We start from the raw sequence: 15,140 nt of genomic DNA, 5'->3' as shown, positions 1-15,140 counted from the left end.
CTGAGTCGATGGCCTTATCGTCCCTCACATCGTGTCAAGGTCAACAGCTAAATACACCCCTTGACCCTGACACAGTGTCAAACCCCACATCTGCTTCATCCACCTCATGGAAGAACGAAGATGATCGATTTCAAAGTTCAGGGAATGACCTGCGGAGGCTGTGCGCGCGGTGTGACCAGCGCGCTTCAGCGCGTCGATGCCAAGGCCGTCGTCAACGTCGACTTGGCGAGCAAGACCGTTTCGGTAAACTCGACGGCCGATGTACAGCAACTCAAGCGGGCCATAGAGAAGGCCGGCTTCGCGGTGACGCAATAGAGAGCCCTATTTTGCCTGAGGGCTTTCGGGGCGGGCGCGTAAAAGGATTGTGCGTTGATCCGCACGCGCCCGCCTCGCGATCATAAGTGCACCGGCCTGAAACGGTCATGACACCGGCTGAAGCCTCAAAAGTCCGCGTTGTTACTTTATGGGGCGGGCGCGACCTTGACGGTGCATCGCACCGTCTCACGGGCTTTCGCAGCAGCTTCTACGCACCTTTCAATCGCTTCGCGATTAACCGTCACGATTCTGTCGGCCGCGACGATCCCACGGAACGCGGTCGGGCTGGCGCTCTGCATTAGGCGCTGCCCTGCTTCCCAACGTGGTAGGCCGAGCGTTCACGCCGCGATGCGCTGCGCCATCTGCTTGGGCGTCATCGCCATGACCGGGGCTTTGGAAAGAATATGGACAACATGGTCGATGCGGCCGGTCGCCGTGTCCACGCCCTGCTGAAGCACGCCAAGCGCCTTGCTGTAGTCGGGCACGTTGATCGCGCGGCGCGCTCGGCCGCCAAGCCCTCCACGGCACGGCGTAGCAATGCCAGCTCACGGTCCTGACCTTCTATCGCGGCACGCAACCGGTCGAACGCGCGGGCCTGGTCCTGCTCGGGCCGGGCATGGTCGCCCGCCATGTCCCTTGCCCCGGTCGCGCGACAGGGCGCGGACGAGCTGGCGCTGGTCGGCGAAGTCGCGCGGCCGTAATGGAGATGCACGTCGTCGCGATGCCGCGACATGCCGACATAGGCGCTGTGCCGGTCCATGCCGGGGGTGGCGAGGACAGGGGCGCGATCGACCGTCACCCCCTGCGATTTATGGATGGTGGCGGCATAGCCATGATCGACATGGGCATAATCCTTGGTGTCGAACGCGACACCGCGCCCGTCATCGAGGCGCACCGCCATGCCCTCGGGCGATACCCGCTCGATCGGGCGAGCGTGCCGTTCTTGACCCCCATGCCCCGTTCGTTGCGAAGGAACATGATGCGGTCGCCGGTCGCGAACTGGCGTGTCCCCCGCTCGGCCTTCACCGTCACGTCGCCGCCAAGGTCGTCCGACGAACGCCCAGCGCCAGCGCGGCGATCAGGTAGCGCATACAGATCTTGGTCGAAGCATCGTTGGCGGTCCCGTCCGATTGGAGCGGGACCATGCGGTTATTGAGCAGGCTTGCCCATTTTGCGGAGCATCGCATTCAGGGTCGCGATTTCGCGGTTCTGGCTTGTGATGGCTTTCTGCGCCTCGCCCCGGACCTCTGCATTCTGGGAACTGCGAAGCGCGATCTGCGACATCGCGACCGCACCGCGGTGATGCTCGATCATCTTGCGAATCCACGTCTCGCCGGCATCGGCTCCCTTCGCCGCCATCATCTTCTGGTGCATGTCCATCTCGGCCGGGCCGTAGGGGTTGGCCGCGGTTGGCTGCATCATCTTGGAATGATCCATGCCTTGATGGTTCATGCCCTGATGCCCCGCCTGCTGGGCTAGGGCCGGGGTAGCGAGCAAGGCAAGGGTCGCCAGCACGGGTACAATACGCAGCTCGATCTCCTCGGGTCGTGTCAATTTTCTACGCGCCGGAAGCGCGCCCCCCTCATCCGCCGAAGCGATAATCGTTGGGTGGCTTGTCCTATCAGTCGCGCTTCGGTTCAAAGCCGGGGAAGAATGGCCTTCATCTGATCGATCTCGCGGCGCTGCCCCTTGATGATTTCGCCGCATAGCGCTTTCAACTCGGGATCACGGAGCGACGCCTCTTGGCACATCAGGATCGCGCCCGAGTGATGCGGAATCATCGACCGCGTGAACGCCCGGTCTCCGATCGTCGTCTGCGTCCGGATCAGCGCGTAGCTGCCGAGGAAGACCGCGATCGAGCCGATAATTAGTGCGCTGTTCGCCGCCCTGGAAGGAAACATATGGCGCATGGCGAGGATCATCGCGACTACCATCGGCGCGACCATCATCAGCGTCATATAGAACATATTCAGGTTGTTGTAGAAGCTGCCTAAACTGTCGATCATCACGAACATAACGAAATACATGATGATGCCGCTGACGACGGTCTGCACCGCCAAGCTCACATATGCGTTCTTCATCATCGCTACTCTCCCGTGTTGATGCCGCCCGCCCGCATAAGTGCGCCGCGCCGTGTCGCGCGTCGCCGGACAGTAAGCGTGGGCAGCAGACCGCCTTGCTATTGAGTGCGGCTCTTTTGGTAGGCGAGTTTGCCGGCGTGGCGGCGGATGGCGATGGCGGCGACGGCGCGGCGGGTGAAGCGTTCGTCGATGTCGTCGGCGTTGTAGGGGCCGCCATACCATTCACGTAAGCGGTCGTGTTCTTCGTGGCCGGGGTCGGCCATGGCATCGAGGAACATCTCGAACCCGGGCAAGCCGCCGACATCTTCGGGCGGGCAGCGCCGTTCCCCGTCGACGAAGCACGGATATTTGACGTCGGGTTCGCCGGGGCCGACCGTCTCGACGGTGATGGTGTGCCGCCAGTCGTCGCCCATGTCGTAGGTATAGACGAACTCCCGCACGCCCCGGTTGATGAGCGTCGCGAGCTTCACGTTCTTTGCAGCGGTCATGCCGCTCTCCGGCCACATTGGGTCGGGGATGCCGTAGCGCCGATCGGCGGCCTCGAAATGCCACAGATGATAGTCCTCCCAACCCATCGCAGCCTGGACGATGTCGTGGAGCATCTTGAGGCTGGCGGTGGCCGGCACGTCGACCCGGCGCCAGATGGCGGGTTCGATGTCGTTGAGGATGATATGCAGGCGGGCGATGGTCTCGACGCTCATGCCGCCAGTCTGGCAGGTTCGGGGGACCAGTTCCACGGCATGAGTTCGTCCCAGCGGCTGGCTGGCCAGTCACCGGCCACCTTGGCGATGACATCGGCGATATACGCCGGTGGGTCGACGCCGTTCGCCTTGCACGTCTGGATGATGGTGTAGATGGCCGCGGCCCGCTCGCCGCCTGCGCGCGAACCGGCGAACAGCCAGTTGCGGCGTCCGACCGCGACACCGCGCAGCGCACGCTCCGCGATATTGTTGTCGATCTCCAGGCGACCATCACCCAGGAAGCGCGACAGCGCTAGCCAGCGTTTCGTGCCATAGGCGATGGCCCTTGCCATGTCGGACCTCGACGACAGGCGGCGCAAGCTGGCGTCGAGCACCTCGCGCAAGGCGTCGACCAGCGGTCGACTTTTCTCCTGTCGGGCTCGCCATCGCACGTCGGGTGGTTGGCCACGGACCTCGGCCTCGACAGCGTAAAGCGTGCCGATCCGCTCGAGGATATCGGTGGTCAGCGGTGTAGGCGACCGTTCGTGCAGGTCGAAGACCTTGCGCCGGAAATGTGCCCAGCATGCCACCTCGGTGACGCCACCCCGATACAGTCCGTCATAACCGGCATAGGCATCCGCCTGCAGGAAGTTGCGGAAGCCGGCGAGATGAGACAGCGGGTGCGCGGCGGTGCGGTCTGGCGTGAAGCGATACCAGGTCGCGCGCGGCGCCGTGCTGCCGGATGCCTGGTCGTCGGCCGCGTACACCCATAACCGGCCAGTCGCGGTCTTGCCCCGGCCGGGGTCGAGCACCGGCACCGGCGTGTCGTCGGCATGGATCTTGTCGGCCTTGAGCACCTCGTCGCGGATGCGGCTGACGATGGGGTCGAGAAGTGCTGCGGCCTGTCCGGTCCAGCTCGCCAATGTCGAGCGGTCGATGTCGATACCTTGCGCTGCCATCATTTCGGCCTGGCGGTAGAGCGGCAGATGGTGGTCGAACTTGGAGACGACGACGTGCGCCAGCGTCGCGAAGGTCGCCTTGCCTCTGGCCACAGCGCTCACCGGTGCGGGTGCCTGGACAATCTTCTCGCATACCCGGCAACTGTATTTGGGGCGGACGTTGCGCACGACGCGCCAGCGCACCGGCACAATGTCGAGCATCTCGTGTGTGTCCAAGCCGAGCGCGCGCAACGCACCGCCACAGTCCGGGCAGGTGCAGGCACCCGACGCCGGCTCGTGGACGACCTCCTCGCGCGGCAGATGTCCGGGCAGACTGCGGACGGGCACCGGCCGAACCGCCACGCCAGGGTCAACCATCTCAGGCCCAGGCGCATCGCGCTCGGTCTCGAGTTCCTCCAGCGCCAGTTCGAGTTGCTCAATCTCGCGCCCCAGCTTTTCGGACGACGCGCCGAACTGCATTCGCCGCAGCCGCGCGATCTGTCCGCGCAGCGTATCGATGAGCAGGTCGCGGGCGGCAAGCGCGGCATTGGCCCGGGCGAGCGAAGCCTCCAGCGCGGCGATCCGCGCGGTCGCATCAGCAGGGGAAACAGGCGCTTCCGACACTCCGTTTCCATAGCAGATTGCAGGTCGGCGAGCGAGAGAAAGTGGCGCAAAACCGCCGTTCCTACCCTGCCAGCGTCGGCGTGAACGTCCGCTCGGGGCGCCGCCAGTCGATGCCTTCCAGCAGCATCGACAATTGCGCTGGCGTCAGCGTCACCGTGCCGGTCGCTGTCACTGGCCAGACGAAACGGCCACGGTCGAGCCTCTTGGAAAACAGGCAAAGCCCCTGGCCGTCGAACCACAGCAGCTTGACCAGATGCCCCCGCTTGCCACGGAACGCGAACAAGCCACCCGAATGCGGGTTCTGCGCCAGCACCTGCTGCACCAGCACCGCCAAGCCATCGAACCCCTTGCGCATGTCGGTCACGCCGCACGCCAGGAACACCCGCGTCGGCAACGGCACTGGCACCGGGCTCATCGCAGCACCGACAAAACCCGTGCAAGCACATCTGCATCCACGCCTGCGTCGACACTCACCCGCACGCCGCCCGGCAACTCGATCTGGATGAGCCCCGATGGATATGGCGCCGGCTGTGGCGCTGGCGGCGTCAGTTCCGCCACCTGTACCTCGGCAAATACCGGCAGCGACGGCATCGCCCCGGCCAACTTGCCTTCGCGCAGCTGCTTGCGCCACGTGTAGATCAGGCTGCTCGATACCTCGCGATGCGCGATGACATCGCAGACCCGACCCCCCGGTCGGAACGCCTCCGCCAGGATCTCCAGCTTCTCCGTGTCCGACCATCGGCGCCGGCCTGACACCCGGCCAACCACCTCCATCCGACCAGTCATACGAGTGCTCGTATGACTGGTCGTAGAACCCAAAACTTCCCGCACCGCCGCGCCCTCGTCAAAGGCGACAAGCATCCCTGCTACCGGCGCTACCGCAAGACGGCCTGCTGACCACGCTTACGCCGGACAGGCTAGCGCATCCATAACAGTCAGTGGATGATACGTGCGTAATCCATCCACCCCTCACCGATTCGACAAGCCTTGCTGCAGTTCTAGGATACCAAACGGCCCGCGCACGCTTTCTGGACGGTCAACAGCTTGGCGTAGAAGAAGGTGCGTACCCGCGCGGTGTGCCGTTCGGTGAGAGTCGCAAACAGACCACAGGCAAAAACTGCAAGTGCGAGCGTAGCGCCAACAAGTGCGATGTTGCCCGCCGTTGGTGGTAAGCGCTCAGAGCCCACTAACAACGCTGCGGCGAATGCCATGATTGGAAAGTGCATGGCATAGAGTGAAAAGCTGGCTTTTGCTCCATAACCGGCGAACGGTCGCAACCAGCGCGGCGTTGGCGGATTCGCTCGTAGCAATATATATAGAAAAAGTGCGAATGCGCCCGCCAGTGCCAGTTCAAGGCCCTCCAGTCCGACAACCCGCACAACGATAAGTATTGCCGGTAATATGCTGCTCGCAATGATCAGCCAGGTGCGGCCAATCGGTGATCGGGGAAAATCGGTCAGATGCGTTTTGGTCATACCATGAAGCGCAGCACCACAAAGCCAACAAGCAAAGCCGATCAGCATGAATGGCGTAATCCAGGCCAGACTGATAAAAATTAAGAAGATTGACGGGCGACGTTGCCTCCAACTGACGACAATGGCCGGAAACCAGATGTAAAACCAGAATTCATAAGCGAGGCTCCAAAGTGGTCCGTTAGTGCCGAACGGCGCAACCACGATGCCCTGCAAGAAGAGAATGTTGCCTAGCAGCACATGCCACTCGAGCGCGCCGACGACATCCTTGCGCAGCACGTAAGTCTCGGTCGTGCCGAGATGGGTCGATGACTCGAGGGCGTAGAGGCCCACCGCGTCGAGCGCTCCACCGATCACCAATGCCGGCACTAGCACGACCAGCAATCGCGCAAGGCGGTCGATCAGGTAGCTTGACCAATGCCAATCCCCGATCCGTCTGTCGATACTGCGCGCGATCCAGAAGCCGCTGAGCACGAAGAAAAGAATGACGCTTGCATGCGCATAACCAGCCAAAAAATAGCCGGCCGAAGCCGCGACCGAGGCTTGCCCGCAATAATCTTCGATGAGGAGATACCAAGCATGTGCGAACGCGACTACGACTGCCAGGACACAGCGCATGGCATCCATAACCGCAAAAGCGCCCTGACCCGACTTCTGGTCGCCGCGCTCCATGTCTTGCCCAGATTTGGTCGAAAAGCCGTCTCCGCGGCGCGCATCCGTTGTATCCCCCATGCATACGATACGACGGCAGATCGCTTACCCCTCAAACTCGTGCCTTCTTTTTTGCCGAACAGGGTGGGGCCAAGCTGTTACGACAGCGATGCTGCCCGTTGGCGGGCGCGATAGAGACGCGTTTCGGCCGCCTTCTCGCTTATGTCGAGTATCAGTGCGGTTTCGACTTGGCTGATGCCCTCGATAGTCCGGAGGACCAGCGATTCCTTCAAGGTCGTTGGCAACACGGCGATGGCACGTGTCGCCCGGTCCAGTTCCTGTCGATTGGCTACGGCGTCTTCAATCGCGTTTCGGTCTCCCGGGACAGCCTCGGCCTCCCTGCCAATTGGCACCGCCAATGACAAATTGCCGCACGGCGTGCTGGCCACCCATTTAAGGCAATGGTTCATCGCCATGTGAAGGCAGGGCACATGGCATTCGTGGCAGGGCGTCCATGCACGCCTTCATGTCGGGGTTGATCTGGTGCATCTCTCTACCTCCGTGTGAGTCCCCGCCTGCCCCTGATACGCGCGCCGCGGAATCACCCCTTGTCGCGATCTCCGTCGATCGAGGCGATGCTACATCGCCCATCGGCCGAACAGCGTTGCAACTATGATGCCCGCGCCAAGCATTAGGAGCGTCAGCGCCGTCATCGCGACGATCTGCGGTCCGGTCACGCGCGGGCCCGTCCCCATGCCGCTCATCCCTGCCATCGCATCGTGCTTCATGTCCGGCATCGGCGTAGCCGATTGCCGGTCCGCGGCGACCTCGTGCCCGCCATGCCCGAGTACGCGCACCGTGCCCATGCCGTGCTTCAACCGGACGCCGACAAGCCAAAGGTTGATAGGGTAGGCAACGGCGAAGCCGACAAGCGTCGCAAGCGACATGACGCCCCAAAAGCGAAGCGAGTTGGCGTGCATCGCAGCCATGTCCCGGCTCATCAACACCACCATCGTCGGGATCATGCCGGCCATAACGGCATTCATCGAAAGCCATTCGGGGATGAACGACATGCGAAGCGCCCCCCAATAGGAACCGCCCGCCATGTCGCGCATGAACAGCGCCTGGAAAATCAGCAGCCCGAACGCGAAGCCGAACACATATTCCGCAATCACGTCCTGCCACATCGGCAGGCCGAGTGCCGTGGTGATCGCGGCCGCGGCGATGACGCCGGTCGCGTCACCCGCCATGCAATGAATGGCCGACCCGAACGCCTGCTTCCAGAGCGGCCGAACGAAGTCCTCGTGCCGCTCGTTCGCCGGTTCCTGGCAGGACAGGACATAGGCCGCGGCCATGATCGGGCCGCCGTAGAGCGTGACCAGCAGCCACCCCCATTTCATCACCCGCAACTCGGGGTTGCGGGTGAAGGCATCCCACGCGACGTAAGCGACCGATATCGCGGTCAGCACGAACCATCCGATCAACACGGCGTCGAGCCAGGGGGCCGGGGAAGGCATCGTCATGGCAGCTCTCCTCTACATGCTAGAGGATACGTGGCTCCCCGCGCCAGCCCTCGCGCGGGGCGTGTCAGGCGAGCTTGCTGGATACGGCCTTGATCGCCTTCAGCCCCGATCCGAACCGCGCGATGGCCTCGCGGTTCCTCTCCAGCTCGCCGTAAGGGAGGTAGGATATGTCGAGGTCGGCGACGCGGCTGAACGCGGGCCGCTGCAATTGCGCACGAACGTCCGCCTCGCGCGCGTCGGGCGCGACGAGGAACAGTCCCGCGGTCGCGTGAAGGTCGCTACCGCTCAAGGCCAGGTCGAGCATCCTGACGATGCCCGAATAGATCGACGTCGAATGCTCCACCTCGAACGCTGCGGCGACGTGATCGCCGGCCTTTTCAAGCCACAGCACGTCGATCAGCCGGATGGAATCAGCGCCCTTCGACCTCGCGATCGTCTCGGGCAAGCGCTCAAGGCACCCTGCGCCCAAGGGCGATCCGTTGAAGGCTCGGCTGCGATCGTTTGCGGCGATCCATACGTCATAGCCGAGTGCCAAGCCTAGATCGCGAAGCCATGCCTGAATTTCGGTATGGGTGCGCTCGTTCTCGCCTTCACGCTGCGCGGCCTTGCTAAGCGTGCGCGCCTCTTCGCGCGCCGCCTCGAGCCGCTGCCCCCAGCTCGCCAGAGCCGCGCCGCTCACGTCGAGCGGCGGGGCCGGGTAGCGATCGGAGCCGATGTCGAACAGCAAGCCGCCGATCGCGCCCAAGTCGTTCGATAAAAGGTCGCGGAAGCGGTCGTTGAGGTCGAGGATGCCGGTTCGCATCGCTAGGAAATGCTCCCAGCTCCCAAGCTTCACGTTCGCCCCCGTCAGCGCGTTGTAACCCTTGACGATCGCGGTGTTGAAGGGCGGCACCAGCGTCGGGTGAAGGAAGTAGAGGAGGTTGGCGACAGCAGGCCCAAGCCCCTTGATCTTCAGGCGGTCGATCGCGTGGATATGGCCGATGATCTCCTCGGCCGTGTCGCAACACGAACAGGCGTCTAGCAGGCGGCCGAACGCGCGCTGGTTCTCGGGGCTCTCGTATATGTCGGGGATGCGCAGCTTCGGTTTCCAGAGGAACGCATGGTCCGCACCTTTGAAGATTTGGCGCTGTTCGGCAACGGAATGGACGACGGTTTCGAGCGACGATCCGCGATAGGCGACGCCAAACGAACCGCGCTCGATCTCGCCGACGACCTGGGTGATACCGCGCCGGATCGAACGAAAATTCTTCAGCCGCTCGTCCCACAGGAACCAGCTTCGATAGGTCGCGCCCGGATCGTCACGCCAACGGGTAATGAGCCGACGCACAAGGCCGTCGTGATCCTCTTTGGTAGTTATTTGATCAAGTTGCGCGGCCATGTTGTCGTTGCGATGCCCCCTTCGTTAAAGCGAGACCTAAGCCGCCGGTCGGCCAGCGTCGAGCCGTTCCGTTAAGTGGACCGTTACTTCGCTCGGGCTGAACGTACCGATTTTGCAACGGTGCAGACGCTTGGTGGCACGATGAGCCGTGAGGGGAACGTCCGCCGCTACGTATTGACCAAAGTAAGCAAATTTGCGGGAAGCGCTGAATCATGCGGACTTCGAAGCTGACTTTGCTGGCGGCGGCACTGGCGCTCGGCATGGTGATGGGTCGTGGGCACGATGAGGCCGCAACCAAAAACAAGACCTTCGGACAGCGCTTAGCAAGCTGGCTCGGTTGCCTGCACACGGTGGTGATTCACTTTCCGATCGCCTTGATCATCGGTGCGTTCGCAGTGGAGCTACTCGGGCTTTGGCGGCGCAAGCCTTTACCGAGATACGGCACGCGTCATGCTGGTCGTCGGCTCGGTAGGCGCGATCATCGCCATCGCCGTCCAGGGTTGGCTAGGGGGTTCTTTCATGCATGGCGGCCTCGACCATCTCGCGTTCTGACGTCAGCCGCTGCTCCATATTGATGCGTCAAATGGAGATATCCTAAGGTCGGCTAATTTTGTTTTGGGAGATGATAAATGAGCACCTGCGTGAAGATGATTATAGCGGTGTCGATCGCTCTTCCTGCCGCAGCGTGGGCGCAGTCAGACGCCCGCACCACTGACACACGTGCCGTGGCGGCGGCGCTGTCACAGTATAAGGACGCGATCGAAAAGCTTGACGCTGCTGGAACCGAGCAACTGTTCACGACCGACGCGCGGGTTTTCGAGACAGGAGCATCTGAGGGCAGCTACGCCACCTACCTGGCTCATCATCTCGGTCCCGAGCTGAAGCAGTTCAAATCGTTCCGCTTCTCCGACTACAAGGTTGACGTCCGCTTCGAAGGGTCGGTTGCCCTTGCGACCGAGACCTACCGTTACCGGATCGAGCCAAAAACCGGTGAGGCCGTCGAACGACTCGGCGTCGCCACAAGCGTGCTTAAGAAGATGAACGGACGATGGAAGATCGTGTCCATGCACAACAGCGCTCGGAAACTGAAGGGCACCTAACGGATTGCCGGCAGAGACTGTCGCGTGAACGTTTTTGGCACGTGCGTGCGGTCCGGGTCGTCCGCCCGTGCATGGACGGCGATCATGCCGGAAGCTGGGGGCGGATCATCCCCCAGCCATAGCACCAGGTCGGCGGCTGCCATGCTCTCGCGCGCACGCTCCACCCCGATGGCTTCAATCGGATCGCTCGTGTCGGTGCGCCCCGCGGTGTCTGTGAAGACCCATGCCAGCCCGCCCCGCTCGACCGGCGCCTCGATCCGATCGCGCGTCGTGCCGGCAATTCGCAGCACCGGATTACCGATCCAGGGATGTGCTTTCGGCAGATTGCGCTAGACCGGCATACTCATGATGTCCTTGTAGGCCGAAAGCACTTTATTGCGAACTTGTAACGTCGCCTCGAAGGCGATTGAGGACTCCTGCCGCGCTAGCATGACCTTCGCAATGTCGGTTTCCTCTCCTCGTTCGTAGGCGACCGTCAAAGCACCAGCGCGCGCATTGATCGCGTTAATTTTTTGAAGCTGCGTCTGAAAAGTGGTGGCGAAGCCGCCTGGCTCCGCGAGTCCTGATTGCGACACGCCCGCCGCTCCGCTCACTCCTGAGACGGAATTCGGGCTATCCGCCTTTCCCAGCGCGGTGTTCATCGCTGCGTCAAAAGCCGCTCCTCTCGTAGCCCCAGAAACGGTGTCAGAATTCGGGTTGCTCGCTACATTCCGAAGCGCCGCGTTCTTGTCGAGTACGGCGTTCCGCAAGGCCATGACATCGTTGATGGAGATGCTGCTCATATTCACCTCAGTGCGCCTTCAGCGCACCTACATGTCGCATTGAAACCGTTAGGTTACGGTTAACTGAACTTAGTACTGATTGCCTATTCGTGAAGCCATGCACCGACTCGCAATTAGGTCCGCGCAAGGCTGCTACGGTTAGGCTATGGTCGGATGGTATAATTATCAATTACTTAGCGGAATAGACACGCGGTTACTATGGGGCGATCCTAATCGTGCATCGTACCGCCTCGTCTGCTTTGCCTGCCGCTTTTCTGCATCGGTCGATCGTCTCGCGGTTGGCCGTCACGATCTTGTCGGCCCCGACGATCGCGCGGAACGCGGCCGGGCTGGCGCTCTGCATCATCCGCTGCCCCGCTTCCCAACGGGGAAGGTCGAGCGTCCGCGCCGCCATGCGCTCGGGCCATTGCCAGCTCGCCGGCGCGATCTCGCGCGCGACGAGGCCCGGCACGATCGCCCATGCAAGGATGCCGGCCACCGCCCCGCCCAGGGCGAACCATAGTTGCCGGTTCCTCTGGTCGGCGCGTGTCCATGCGGACCCGGCGATGGCGCGAAGCTCGGCCATGACGCGGGCCTTGTCCTCGCCCGCCTTGGCGAGCGCGGCCTGGTCCTCGCGCCGGGCGGCGTTGCCCGCCGCCGCGATCCGCTGCGCCATTTGCTCGGGCGTCATCGCCAGCGCCGGGGCGGCCTTCAGAAACTGGCCGATGCGCGCGATGTTCTCGCCCGCCGTGTCCACGCCCTGCTGCATCCGCCCCAGCGTCTCGGAATAATCGGGTATGTCTTGTCCGCCGCGCTCGGCCGCCAAGCCCTCCACGGCGCGGCGCAACAGCGCAAGCTCGCCGCGCATCGCCTCGAACGCCTCGGCTGCGTCGGCTCCTTGGCTATCGTCCTCGTCCGTCACCTGTCCCCCTTACCGGCTCATGCCACGATCGCGGTCGCGGCCTTGTCCGACCGACTGCGCGAGCTCCTGCCCGATCGACCGGCCCCGCTCCATGCGCAACGCCAGCTCGGACGCGCGGGCGCGCAACACGGATTCGAGCTGCGGATCGCGATGCAATCCGCCCGCCATGTTCTCCATGCGCTTGCCCAACTTATCAGCGCCCGCACGGTCGCCGGCACGCTCCATGCTGGCGCGCGCCTCCTTCATGCCCTGCCACTGCTCCACGAACCGGTCCGCGCGCTTCTCCGGGTCGATGCGGACCTGGCGCTCCGTCTCCATCGCCTTCACCGCGCCGCCCGTATTCCCCTCGGCCGCGTCGCGCGCGAGTCGGGGGTCGCGCTCGATCGCGCTGGCAAGGTCGCGGCTCCCAAGCGGTCGCACCTGGTCGAGCGCGTCGCCAGCCTTCGCCAGCGCCTGTTCCTGGTGCGCCAGCACCGGCAACCCCTTGTCCCGCATCCGGCCTATATCCGCTGCGGCGCGCCCATAGCGCTCGATCGCGCGGGCCTGCGAGGATGCCGGCGGCCGATCGGCCGCGACACGCTCCGGCGACGTCGCTTTCTCGGTCGCCGGCTTCGGCCGGAACCCCGCGAACATGCCCCGCGCCTTGTCGCGGACCTTCGCCACTATTTCACGCGCGAGTTCCGGGAACCGGATCTCGCGCCGATCGGCGAACGCGCGGGCCTGGTCCTGTTCCGGGCGCGCATAGTCGCCCGCCATGTCCTTGCCCCGATCACGCGACAGGGCGCGGACGAGCTGACGCTGGTCGGCGAAGTCGTCGCGCCCGTAATGGAGCTGCACGTCATCACGATGCCGCGACATGCCGACATAGGCGCTGTGGCGGTCCATGCCGGGGGTGGCGAGGACGTGGGCGTGATCGACGGTCACGCCCTGCGCCTTATGGAAAGTGGCGGCGTAGCCGTGATCGACCGCGGCATAGTCCTTTGCGTCGAACGCGACCCGCGCGCCGCTGTCGAGCCGAACCTTCATCCCCTCGGCCGATACCTGCTCGATCGTGCCAAGCGTGCCGTTCTTCACCCCTAGCGACCGCTCGTTCCGCAGGAACATCAGGCGGTCGCCGCGCGCGAACGCGCGCGTCCCCCGGTCGGCGCTGAACGTCACGTCGTCGCCAAGGTCGCCGGTCGCGCGAAGTCGGCCGCGCGCTTCCTCGTTCAGCTCGCGGACCTCGGCGTTGGTGTGGGTGAGGATGATGCGGGATTTGCCCGGTTCGGCCTGGCGCTGCCGATCCCAGCCATCGACCAGCTCGCCCCGCGCCTGCTCGCGCGTGTCGGCCGCGTGGACCATGCCCTTGCCGTCATAGGCGTGGATCGCCTCGCCGGTGCGCCCGGTCGCCAGCGCGCGGGTGGCGTCGCGCTGCCAATCCTCGCGCTGCCGGCGAATCTCGGTGATCTCGGCCGCGCCGTGCCGCTCGGTGACGCTGCGGAACGCCGCGCCCGCCTCGATCGCCTGTAACTGCTCGGGGTCGCCGATCATCACGACCTTGGCCCCGGCGTCACGCGCCTGGCTCAACACCCGCTCCATCTGGCGCGAGCCGATCATGCCCGCCTCGTCCACCACCAGCACGTCACGCGGGCCTAGCTGCTCGCGCCCCTGCCCCCATGCGTGCTCAAGGCTGGCGAGGGTGCGGGACTGGATGCCGGACCCGCCCTCAAGGTTCTCGGCCGCGATCCCCGACAAGGCCGCACCGCGCACCTGGTAGCCCTGCCGCTCCCAAGCCTCGCGCGCGACGCCCAACATCGCGGATTTGCCGCTGCCGGCGTAGCCGACGACCGACGCCAGCCCCTTGCGGCCGGTGATATGGTCGAGGGCGTCGCGCTGCTCGGCCGACAAGACGAGCCCCCTGCCCTGGGCCGCGCCGATCGCGGCGTCACGCTGGCGATCGGCGATGCCGTGACCGTCGCGCGCCGCCAGCGCGCCGGCGCTGCGCTCGAGCCGGGCCTCCACCGCGATCATGTCGCGCGACGTGAACCGCTCCTGGTCGCGTCCGTCCTTCCCCAACGCGACCAGCTCGGGGCTGGCGCGCACCGCGGTCATCACCTGGTCGAACTGCTCCTTGCCGTCGCTGTGCCGGAACGCGAACACGGCCAGGTCGCGGGTGGTGAACGTCGCCTGCTGCCGGGTGATCGCGTCCAGCGCGATCGACGGGTTGGCGATGATCTTCTCGCCATTGTCGCGGGCGATGCGCGCGTGATCCTCGATCCGCTCGGCCTCAAGCCCCTGCTCCGGTCTGCGCGATGCTGCCGGGCCGATCTTGTGCTGCGGCTCCAGCGCGATCCCCTGCGCCTCATAGGAGCGATGGTCGATCCGCCCTTCAAGCCCCAGCTCGGCCATGCGCTCGTTGACGTGCGCGCTCCACGCCTCGCGCCAGTCCTTCAACAGCTCGGTGCTGTTCCAGCCCCGGTTTTTCTTCCCGAACCCCTCCGGCCCCACATCGCGCATCGCCAGCATCACAGGGGGCGTTTGCGGGAGGGGGCGGAATCCTACGCTAAGGATTTGGGCCAGCGATATTCCCCGGTTAGATTGATGTGTTCCCATCCCAACGGCGAGACGTGGGCGAGTAGATCAGGCGCGATATGGGTACCGCTGGCGGCCCGGGTATTGACGACCTCGCCGAGCTTCATGGTGTTCCAGAATATGA

19 protein-coding genes and 1 pseudogene are annotated in these 15,140 nt (G+C 64.2%); 3 read left to right on the top strand and 17 right to left on the bottom strand.

Annotation, left to right across the window (positions count from 1 at the left end):
* The first annotated feature begins 120 nt into the window (after positions 1–120).
* Entirely contained in the window at positions 121–315 is a 195-nt protein-coding gene (locus ACAX61_RS18475) for a heavy-metal-associated domain-containing protein (protein ID WP_007407007.1), read from the top strand.
* A gap of 146 nt (positions 316–461) precedes the next feature.
* Here ACAX61_RS18475 and ACAX61_RS18470 read toward each other — a convergent pair whose 3' ends face one another.
* The 12 genes and pseudogenes from ACAX61_RS18470 to ACAX61_RS18415 all read right to left on the bottom strand — a co-directional run bounded on the left by ACAX61_RS18470 (position 462) and on the right by ACAX61_RS18415 (position 9,662).
* Positions 462–614 (bottom strand): DUF6118 family protein, encoded by a 153-nt coding sequence (locus tag ACAX61_RS18470; RefSeq protein WP_007407005.1) that lies wholly within the window; start codon positions 612–614, stop codon positions 462–464.
* A gap of 284 nt (positions 615–898) precedes the next feature.
* Positions 899–1,374 (bottom strand): annotated as a pseudogene (locus ACAX61_RS18465) (Ti-type conjugative transfer relaxase TraA); the annotation flags it as partial.
* A gap of 90 nt (positions 1,375–1,464) precedes the next feature.
* Positions 1,465–1,869 (bottom strand): DUF305 domain-containing protein, encoded by a 405-nt coding sequence (locus ACAX61_RS18460; protein WP_007406997.1) that lies wholly within the window; start codon positions 1,867–1,869, stop codon positions 1,465–1,467.
* 83 nt (positions 1,870–1,952) lie between these two features.
* Positions 1,953–2,399 (bottom strand): DUF305 domain-containing protein, encoded by a 447-nt coding sequence (locus tag ACAX61_RS18455; RefSeq protein WP_081796470.1) that lies wholly within the window; start codon positions 2,397–2,399, stop codon positions 1,953–1,955.
* Between the two features lie 95 nt (positions 2,400–2,494).
* On the bottom strand, positions 2,495–3,097 hold the full coding sequence (locus ACAX61_RS18450; protein WP_037447092.1) for a plasmid pRiA4b ORF-3 family protein: 603 nt from the start codon (positions 3,095–3,097) through the stop codon (positions 2,495–2,497).
* Positions 3,094–4,638, bottom strand: a complete 1,545-nt coding sequence (gene tnpC, locus ACAX61_RS18445; protein WP_037447087.1) for an IS66 family transposase — start codon at positions 4,636–4,638, stop codon at positions 3,094–3,096. Before tnpC ends, ACAX61_RS18450 begins: the two co-directional genes overlap by 4 nt.
* Positions 4,639–4,699: 61 nt before the next feature.
* Positions 4,700–5,053 (bottom strand): IS66 family insertion sequence element accessory protein TnpB, encoded by a 354-nt coding sequence (gene tnpB / locus ACAX61_RS18440; protein WP_037447084.1) that lies wholly within the window; start codon positions 5,051–5,053, stop codon positions 4,700–4,702.
* A complete protein-coding gene (gene tnpA / locus ACAX61_RS18435; protein ID WP_037447081.1) occupies positions 5,050–5,424 on the bottom strand; it encodes an IS66-like element accessory protein TnpA in 375 nt (124 codons plus the stop codon). Before tnpA ends, tnpB begins: the two co-directional genes overlap by 4 nt.
* A gap of 212 nt (positions 5,425–5,636) precedes the next feature.
* Positions 5,637–6,842, bottom strand: a complete 1,206-nt coding sequence (locus tag ACAX61_RS18430) for an acyltransferase family protein (protein ID WP_370716114.1) — start codon at positions 6,840–6,842, stop codon at positions 5,637–5,639.
* A gap of 77 nt (positions 6,843–6,919) precedes the next feature.
* Complete coding sequence (locus tag ACAX61_RS18425) at positions 6,920–7,237, bottom strand: RNA polymerase sigma factor (protein ID WP_017183481.1); 318 nt, start codon at positions 7,235–7,237, stop codon at positions 6,920–6,922.
* 162 nt (positions 7,238–7,399) lie between these two features.
* Positions 7,400–8,284: a DUF4396 domain-containing protein gene (locus tag ACAX61_RS18420; protein ID WP_046407119.1), complete on the bottom strand. Its 885-nt coding sequence runs from the start codon at positions 8,282–8,284 to the stop codon at positions 7,400–7,402.
* Positions 8,285–8,348: 64 nt separating this feature from the next.
* Positions 8,349–9,662 carry a type II restriction enzyme NmeDI-related protein gene (locus tag ACAX61_RS18415; RefSeq protein ID WP_046407118.1) on the bottom strand — a complete coding sequence of 438 codons (1,314 nt, stop codon included), beginning with the start codon at positions 9,660–9,662 and terminating at the stop codon, positions 8,349–8,351.
* 384 nt (positions 9,663–10,046) lie between these two features.
* Here ACAX61_RS18415 and ACAX61_RS18410 point away from each other — a divergent pair, with 384 nt between their 5' ends.
* Together ACAX61_RS18410 and ACAX61_RS18405 are read left to right on the top strand one after the other, a co-directional pair.
* A complete protein-coding gene (locus tag ACAX61_RS18410; protein ID WP_235399244.1) occupies positions 10,047–10,214 on the top strand; it encodes a hypothetical protein in 168 nt (55 codons plus the stop codon).
* A gap of 77 nt (positions 10,215–10,291) precedes the next feature.
* Positions 10,292–10,762, top strand: a complete 471-nt coding sequence (locus tag ACAX61_RS18405; protein ID WP_046407116.1) for a YybH family protein — start codon at positions 10,292–10,294, stop codon at positions 10,760–10,762.
* Here the strand turns inward: ACAX61_RS18405 and ACAX61_RS18400 are convergent.
* From ACAX61_RS18400 to ACAX61_RS18380, 5 genes are all read right to left on the bottom strand, one after another.
* Positions 10,759–11,052: a GTPase gene (locus tag ACAX61_RS18400; protein WP_046195646.1), complete on the bottom strand. Its 294-nt coding sequence runs from the start codon at positions 11,050–11,052 to the stop codon at positions 10,759–10,761. The genes ACAX61_RS18405 and ACAX61_RS18400 overlap by 4 nt on opposite strands.
* A 39-nt stretch (positions 11,053–11,091) precedes the next feature.
* Positions 11,092–11,544 (bottom strand): flagellar hook-basal body complex protein FliE, encoded by a 453-nt coding sequence (gene fliE / locus ACAX61_RS18395; RefSeq protein WP_046195647.1) that lies wholly within the window; start codon positions 11,542–11,544, stop codon positions 11,092–11,094.
* A gap of 196 nt (positions 11,545–11,740) precedes the next feature.
* On the bottom strand, positions 11,741–12,445 hold the full coding sequence (locus ACAX61_RS18390) for a DUF6118 family protein (RefSeq protein ID WP_046195648.1): 705 nt from the start codon (positions 12,443–12,445) through the stop codon (positions 11,741–11,743).
* Between the two features lie 9 nt (positions 12,446–12,454).
* Positions 12,455–14,950, bottom strand: a complete 2,496-nt coding sequence (gene traA, locus ACAX61_RS18385) for a Ti-type conjugative transfer relaxase TraA (protein ID WP_370716113.1) — start codon at positions 14,948–14,950, stop codon at positions 12,455–12,457.
* Positions 14,951–14,982: 32 nt separating this feature from the next.
* Positions 14,983–15,140: Tn3 family transposase (locus ACAX61_RS18380; RefSeq protein ID WP_370716117.1), on the bottom strand; the 158-nt coding region annotated here is incomplete at its 5' end.

Source organism: Sphingomonas sp. IW22 (genome assembly GCF_041321155.1).
In the GTDB taxonomy this organism is placed as follows: domain Bacteria; phylum Pseudomonadota; class Alphaproteobacteria; order Sphingomonadales; family Sphingomonadaceae; genus Sphingomonas.
Note: the sequence above shows the minus strand (reverse complement) of the source record. Positions and strands in the feature narration are given on the sequence as shown.

What these genes read in the sequence shown, in the direction of transcription:
- ACAX61_RS18475 (WP_007407007.1), top strand. Translation starts at nt 121, where the DNA reads ATGATCGATTTCAAAGTTCAGGGAATGACCTGCGGAGGCTGTGCGCGC.
- ACAX61_RS18470 (WP_007407005.1), bottom strand. Translation starts at nt 614, where the DNA reads ATGCAGAGCGCCAGCCCGACCGCGTTCCGTGGGATCGTCGCGGCCGAC.
- ACAX61_RS18455 (WP_081796470.1), bottom strand. Translation starts at nt 2,399, where the DNA reads ATGATGAAGAACGCATATGTGAGCTTGGCGGTGCAGACCGTCGTCAGC.
- ACAX61_RS18450 (WP_037447092.1), bottom strand. Translation starts at nt 3,097, where the DNA reads ATGAGCGTCGAGACCATCGCCCGCCTGCATATCATCCTCAACGACATC.
- tnpB (WP_037447084.1), bottom strand. Translation starts at nt 5,053, where the DNA reads ATGAGCCCGGTGCCAGTGCCGTTGCCGACGCGGGTGTTCCTGGCGTGC.
- tnpA (WP_037447081.1), bottom strand. Translation starts at nt 5,424, where the DNA reads ATGACTGGTCGGATGGAGGTGGTTGGCCGGGTGTCAGGCCGGCGCCGA.
- ACAX61_RS18430 (WP_370716114.1), bottom strand. Translation starts at nt 6,842, where the DNA reads ATGGGGGATACAACGGATGCGCGCCGCGGAGACGGCTTTTCGACCAAA.
- ACAX61_RS18425 (WP_017183481.1), bottom strand. Translation starts at nt 7,237, where the DNA reads ATGGCGATGAACCATTGCCTTAAATGGGTGGCCAGCACGCCGTGCGGC.
- ACAX61_RS18420 (WP_046407119.1), bottom strand. Translation starts at nt 8,284, where the DNA reads ATGACGATGCCTTCCCCGGCCCCCTGGCTCGACGCCGTGTTGATCGGA.
- ACAX61_RS18415 (WP_046407118.1), bottom strand. Translation starts at nt 9,662, where the DNA reads ATGGCCGCGCAACTTGATCAAATAACTACCAAAGAGGATCACGACGGC.
- ACAX61_RS18405 (WP_046407116.1), top strand. Translation starts at nt 10,292, where the DNA reads ATGAGCACCTGCGTGAAGATGATTATAGCGGTGTCGATCGCTCTTCCT.
- fliE (WP_046195647.1), bottom strand. Translation starts at nt 11,544, where the DNA reads ATGAGCAGCATCTCCATCAACGATGTCATGGCCTTGCGGAACGCCGTA.
- traA (WP_370716113.1), bottom strand. Translation starts at nt 14,950, where the DNA reads ATGCTGGCGATGCGCGATGTGGGGCCGGAGGGGTTCGGGAAGAAAAAC.